This window comes from Sinomonas sp., assembly GCF_036848755.1.
Lineage (GTDB): Bacteria > Actinomycetota > Actinomycetes > Actinomycetales > Micrococcaceae > Sinomonas.
Map to the genome: position 1 here is coordinate 1 of NZ_DAIUJO010000095.1, position 4,902 is coordinate 4,902.

The window sequence follows — 4,902 nt, forward strand, 5'->3', positions numbered from 1 at the left end:
CGGGCCTCAGCGCCCAGAACACCCCCGCTCCCGCGATGGCAGCGGCGCCGCGCGCCCTCGCCCTCGGATCCTTCTCGCTCACCGCTGCGGCTGCGCGCCCCCTGTCCGTCTGGACGTTCGCCGTGGCGTTCCTTGCCCTGGCTGCCCTCGCCTTCGGCTCCCTGCGGCGGAAGCCGGGCGCCGAGGCAGCCCAGATCCAGCGCCGCTGGGCGAGCCTGCTCGTGCCTGTCCACCCCATGGCCGCCCCACCGGGGCGGGCAGTGGTCGACGTCGCCGACTTCCCCACCTTGGTCAAGCTCGCCGAACGCTACGGCCTGCTCGTGCTGCACTGGTCCCGCAGCGGCGTAGAGACCTTCCTCGTCCACGACGAGAACGTCACCTATCGGTACCGCACCGGCGACACAGCGAATTCTGGGCCCGGCTACCTCAGAAATGGACTGCCGGAAACTATCGTGAACCCGTGAAGACGCACCCGGAGGAGAAGACGCTCCGCGACCAGGTCCGCGGCATCCTCCGCGAGACGATGGAATGGCCCGCGTTGCCCGAAGAGCACAGAGACCGGTTGAACCGCCTCATGCTCGAGCACCCCGATCACCCAGAGACGGTGCTGGTCGAGCACCTCCATGCCCTCCGTCGGGAGGACCCCGAACAGGAGCTGCTGGCGGGCTGAGGGCAGACCGCTTGCCCAACGGTCTCCTCAACAGGTCCAGCTGCCTCGCGGTCTGCGCCCGGGGCACGCCCTCCCAGCAGATAGAGCGGCCGGAGCTGATAGCCGCTATCGTCGCCTACCGCCGCTGCGTGGCCAGCTCGTCGCGCTGGCCCAAACCTTTGTGGAGGCCAGCTTCGAGCGCGCAGAATTGGTGCATGACTGAAGGTGGCGAGCGTATCTACCTACGCCCCAGCAAGCCGGTCGAGGAAATGACGGACGAAGAACTGGACGAGTTTGTCGAACCGCTCATCAATTGGGTGCGCGGACTCAAGGCCGACGACGCCCCGCCCCAGGCTGGCGGTCCGGACACCGAGGGCACAGGAGGCTCGTAGGCGTCTGGGGTCCTTCCCTATAGTGTTATGGCCTTGACCTGCCCGGAAGGCGATTAATGCCCGGGACAATTCTTCTGCGGCAGCGCGCTATGCCGAGTCGGTGTCGATGCCGTGGAGAATGTGCAGTCAGCGACCGGGGCGGACACGACGAAGGCCCCTGCTTCCTTGCGATTGCTGGGAAGCAGGGGCCTTCGTGCTGGGCGGTGGTGGAGGGATTTGAACCCCCGTTGGCTTTTACACCAAACATCATTTCGAGTGATGCACCTTCGGCCGCTCGGACACACCACCAGCAGGCATCTACTCTACCGGGATGCCCGCCGCACTCCAAACCGGCGTCTTGGGGCGGGCATGATTGGCGTCGTCGCTCGTGGGTAAACCTGGCCCTCGGGGGTAATACGGCCCCCGAGGGAGCTCACCACGCTTGCCGGAGGAGGAGCCATGGAACCAGATCAACAGCCAGCGGCCCAAGCCCCGCCTGTCGACGTCGTCGTCTTCGCGCCGACCCCGACGCTCACGGTGACGATCGAGGAGGTCGAGGGCTCGCCGGACATCCACCTGCATGCGGGCGGACAAGGGGTTTGGCAGGCTCGGATGGCCAAGCTCCTGGGCAGCAGCGTTGAATACTGCGCGCTGCTCTCGGGTGAGACCGGGGGAGTGATCGGCCACCTGCTCGAGGACGAGGGTCTTCGCGTGAGGTCTGTCGCCGGCCACGCGGCCAGCAGCGCTTACGTCCACGACAGGCGCGCGGGCCGCCGGGACGAGATCGCTGCGGCCCCGGGAGACCGCCTCTCACGCCACGAGCTCGACGAACTGCACGCACTCGTGCTTCGAGAAGGACTCCTCGCCAAGACTGCGATCCTGAGCGGCGCGCCGCGCGACGACGCCGTGCCCGTGGACATGTACCGCCGGCTCGCAGCAGACCTCCGCTCCGGTGGTTGCCGCGTCATCGCCGATCTCTCGGGGGACCGGCTCGAGGCCGCGATCTCCGGCGGTCTCGCCCTCGTGAAGGTGGCCGACAACGAGCTGATCGCAAGTGGAAGAGCGGAGAGCGACGATCCCGACGAACTGGTCCAGGGCATGCGCTCCATGGCCGCTGACGGTGCAGCAGCTGTCGTGCTCACGAGGGGTGCACTTCCCGCGCTGCTGCTGGACGGAGACGACGTCTCGGAAATCAGAGTCCCCGAGCTCCAAGTCGTCGACGAGCACGGCGCCGGAGATTCGATGACAGGCGCGATCGCGGCAGCACTTGCTGCCGGAGACAGTCTCCAGACTGCCGTCGTCCTCGGCGCGTCCGCAGGCGCCAACAACGTCACCCGGCATGGTCTGGGCAGCGGCGATGCCGACGGTATCCGCCGGCTCGCTGCACTCATCCAGGTCGTGCCCTTCGAGGAGGGGACACAGACTGGCCCGGTTGAGCAGGCCAGCCCCGAGGATCTGGCACGGAAGGCGAGGGTCCAATGACTCAGGCGAACGCGGCGCCCACGGTGCTCGTCACGAACGACGACGGCATCCACTCGCCAGGGCTCCACACTCTCGCCGCCCACGCTCGCGATCACGGCTTCGACGTCATCGTCGCGGCCCCAGCCCGTGAGGCGAGCGGCAGCAGCGCCTCGATCACGGCGGTCGAGGACGAAGGACGGATCCGGATCGAGCGACGTGAGATCCCCGGACTGCCCGGCGTCGAGGCATTCGCCGTGCACGGCACGCCGGGGTTCATCTCGATGATCGCGTCCCACGGAGCCTTCGGCCCCGTCCCCGGGATAGTCCTCTCGGGGGTCAACCGCGGAGCCAACGTCGGAAGCGTCATTCTGCACTCGGGAACGGTCGGTGCCGCGCTCACGGCCGGATCGAACGGGGCACGGGCGCTCGCCGTCTCACTCGACACGGGCATCAACCCCGAACACTTCGAGTGGGCAGTTGCCGCCGAGGCCGCCATGGGGCTTATGGATTTCCTGTTGGAGCACCCGGTCGGCACCGTGCTGAACCTCAACGTGCCGAATCGCCCGGGGACTCCCTTCTACCGCGAGGCGTCCCTTGCGTCCTTCGGCATCGTTCAGACTGTCCTGGCCGAGCGCGGTCAGCAGCATGTTCGGCTGTCGATCTCTGATACGGAGGAAGTCGCAGAGGAGGGAACGGACTTTGCGCTACTCGCCGAGGGGTTCGCACCGGTCACCGCGCTTCAGGCCATCAACACGGCGGCCCTCAGAGGCGCACTGCCCGACCGCGCAACCCGCGGGGAGAGCCGCGGGGGCGCCGGGGAGGACGAGCGAGAACCGGCTGGCCAGGGCTAGTGGGCGGGCGCCTTGGCATAGGCCGTGTGCGTCCACAGATGCATGAGAGCGTACGCGCGGTAGGGGCTCCAACCTGCTGCGCGCTCGGTCGCGTCCTTCGCCGTGATTCCGCCGAGGGCGCGCCGCAGCACGAGATCGCTAGGGGTGAAGGCGTCCCTGTCGCCGAATCGAACGGAGAGATAATCGACGGTCCATGAGCCGACTCCGGAGACCGCCAGAAGCTCACCGCGCGAGGGCATGGCGTTCGATCCGTCCTCCGACGCGCGCCACGCGTGGGCGAGTGCGAGCACGGTCCGAGCACGGGCAGACGTGAGTCCGACTGCGGCGCGGAGCTCTGCAGCGTCCGCCTCCGCGAGCGCCCCCGCCCGCGGGAAGCAGCGGAGGCCGCCCACGGCAGGGCCGCCGTAGGCCTCGACCAGACGGCCGGCGAAGGTTCTTCCCGCGGCGAGGGAGACCTGTTGACCGAGAACGGTCGTTACGGCGCTCTGGAATCTGTCAGGGGTGCCGATCACTCGGAGTTCCGGGCGCGCAGCCACGAGAGGTGCGAGCACCGGATCCGGGCTGAGGATGTCACGGACCGGCTGAAGGTCGGTGTCGAGGTCGAACCAGACTCGCACGGTGTCAGCCAGAGCTGTGAGCTCGGCGTGATCGACTCCGCCCCGCTCCTTGACTTCGGGACCGGTTTTGACTTCGAGATCAATCCCGCCGTCGTCGAAACGGAGGTTCACACGACGCGGACCCCGCGGGCCGAGAACGAGCCGGGAGTGCGTTCGCGAAGGCAGATCCGTCCGTTCCGCCGCCGGCACGGTGTGGGCCGCAAGGCTGCCCAGCACCGCACCGGTCTCGAGACCACCGACGGCGTCGAGCCGCACCCGGTAGGTGGTTCCGTCGGCAGCACCGGTTGCCTGCATCACGCCCAGACGCCTGAGGTGCCGCGGCGGTGGCTGTCGACGAGGTGGGTGTCGATCATCCCCACTGCCTCCATGAGGGCGAACATCGTGGTCGGCCCGACGAAGGAGAAGCCCTTCTTGCGGAGGGCCTTCGACAGTGCGATCGATTCGGGCGAGCTCGACGGGATCTCGGCGAGCGACCGAGGAGCGGGAGTGGACTCCGGCCGGAACGACCAGACGAAATCCACGAGCCCCCCTTCCTCCCGAAGGCCGAGCGTCGCTTGGGCATTGCGGATCGTCGCCTGGATCTTGGCACGATTCCGGATGATCCCTTCGTTGAACATGAGCCTCTCGACGTCATCGTCGGTGAACGCGGCGACGACTTCCGGATCGAACTGGGCGAACGCGTCTCGGAAAGCGGGGCGTTTCCGAAGGATCGTCGCCCACGAGAGCCCCGCTTGGAAACCCTCGAGGCTGATGCGCTCGAACAGCCCCTGCTCGTCGCGGACCGGCATACCCCACTCGGTGTCGTAGTACTCCCGCAGCAGGGCGTCAGTGCTGGCCCAAACTGGGCGAGCCAGTCCATCCTCGCCGACCACGGCTGCGCCCAGCGGAGCGGCATTCGCCGACTCGACTCTTGCTTCGCTCATCGTGCCTCAGGTTCCCTTCGTTCCAGATCG

General features: G+C 67.8%; 7 protein-coding genes and 1 tRNA gene. 5 read left to right on the forward strand and 3 right to left on the reverse strand.

Annotated elements, in window-relative coordinates; all coding sequences use genetic code 11:
* The 3 genes from V7053_RS14175 to V7053_RS14185 form a co-directional block, all read left to right on the forward strand.
* The coding region (locus V7053_RS14175) for a hypothetical protein (protein ID WP_334172923.1) at positions 1-464 on the forward strand (464 nt) is incomplete at its 5' end.
* Positions 461-670, forward strand: a complete 210-nt coding sequence (locus V7053_RS14180) for a hypothetical protein (protein ID WP_334172924.1) — start codon at positions 461-463, stop codon at positions 668-670. The genes V7053_RS14175 and V7053_RS14180, both read left to right, overlap by 4 nt.
* 194 nt (positions 671-864) lie before the next feature.
* Positions 865-1,041: a hypothetical protein gene (locus tag V7053_RS14185; RefSeq protein ID WP_334172925.1), complete on the forward strand. Its 177-nt coding sequence runs from the start codon at positions 865-867 to the stop codon at positions 1,039-1,041.
* A gap of 201 nt (positions 1,042-1,242) precedes the next feature.
* Here V7053_RS14185 and V7053_RS14190 read toward each other — a convergent pair.
* Positions 1,243-1,329: transfer RNA gene (locus tag V7053_RS14190), tRNA-Ser, on the reverse strand.
* A 150-nt stretch (positions 1,330-1,479) separates the two neighbouring features.
* On the opposite strand from V7053_RS14190, the gene V7053_RS14195 reads away from it, so the two are divergent.
* Complete coding sequence (locus tag V7053_RS14195) at positions 1,480-2,502, forward strand: PfkB family carbohydrate kinase (RefSeq protein ID WP_334172926.1); 1,023 nt, start codon at positions 1,480-1,482, stop codon at positions 2,500-2,502.
* Complete coding sequence (gene surE, locus V7053_RS14200) at positions 2,499-3,332, forward strand: 5'/3'-nucleotidase SurE (protein WP_334172927.1); 834 nt, start codon at positions 2,499-2,501, stop codon at positions 3,330-3,332. The genes V7053_RS14195 and surE overlap by 4 nt, the downstream gene beginning before the upstream one ends.
* Here surE and V7053_RS14205 read toward each other — a convergent pair.
* Both V7053_RS14205 and V7053_RS14210 read right to left on the reverse strand, forming a co-directional pair.
* Positions 3,329-4,243: a DNA-3-methyladenine glycosylase family protein gene (locus V7053_RS14205; RefSeq protein ID WP_334172940.1), complete on the reverse strand. Its 915-nt coding sequence runs from the start codon at positions 4,241-4,243 to the stop codon at positions 3,329-3,331. The genes surE and V7053_RS14205 overlap by 4 nt on opposite strands.
* Positions 4,243-4,872 carry a DNA-3-methyladenine glycosylase I gene (locus tag V7053_RS14210; RefSeq protein ID WP_334172928.1) on the reverse strand — a complete coding sequence of 210 codons (630 nt, stop codon included), beginning with the start codon at positions 4,870-4,872 and terminating at the stop codon, positions 4,243-4,245. The genes V7053_RS14205 and V7053_RS14210 overlap by 1 nt, the downstream gene beginning before the upstream one ends.
* Positions 4,873-4,902: the final 30 nt, after the last annotated feature.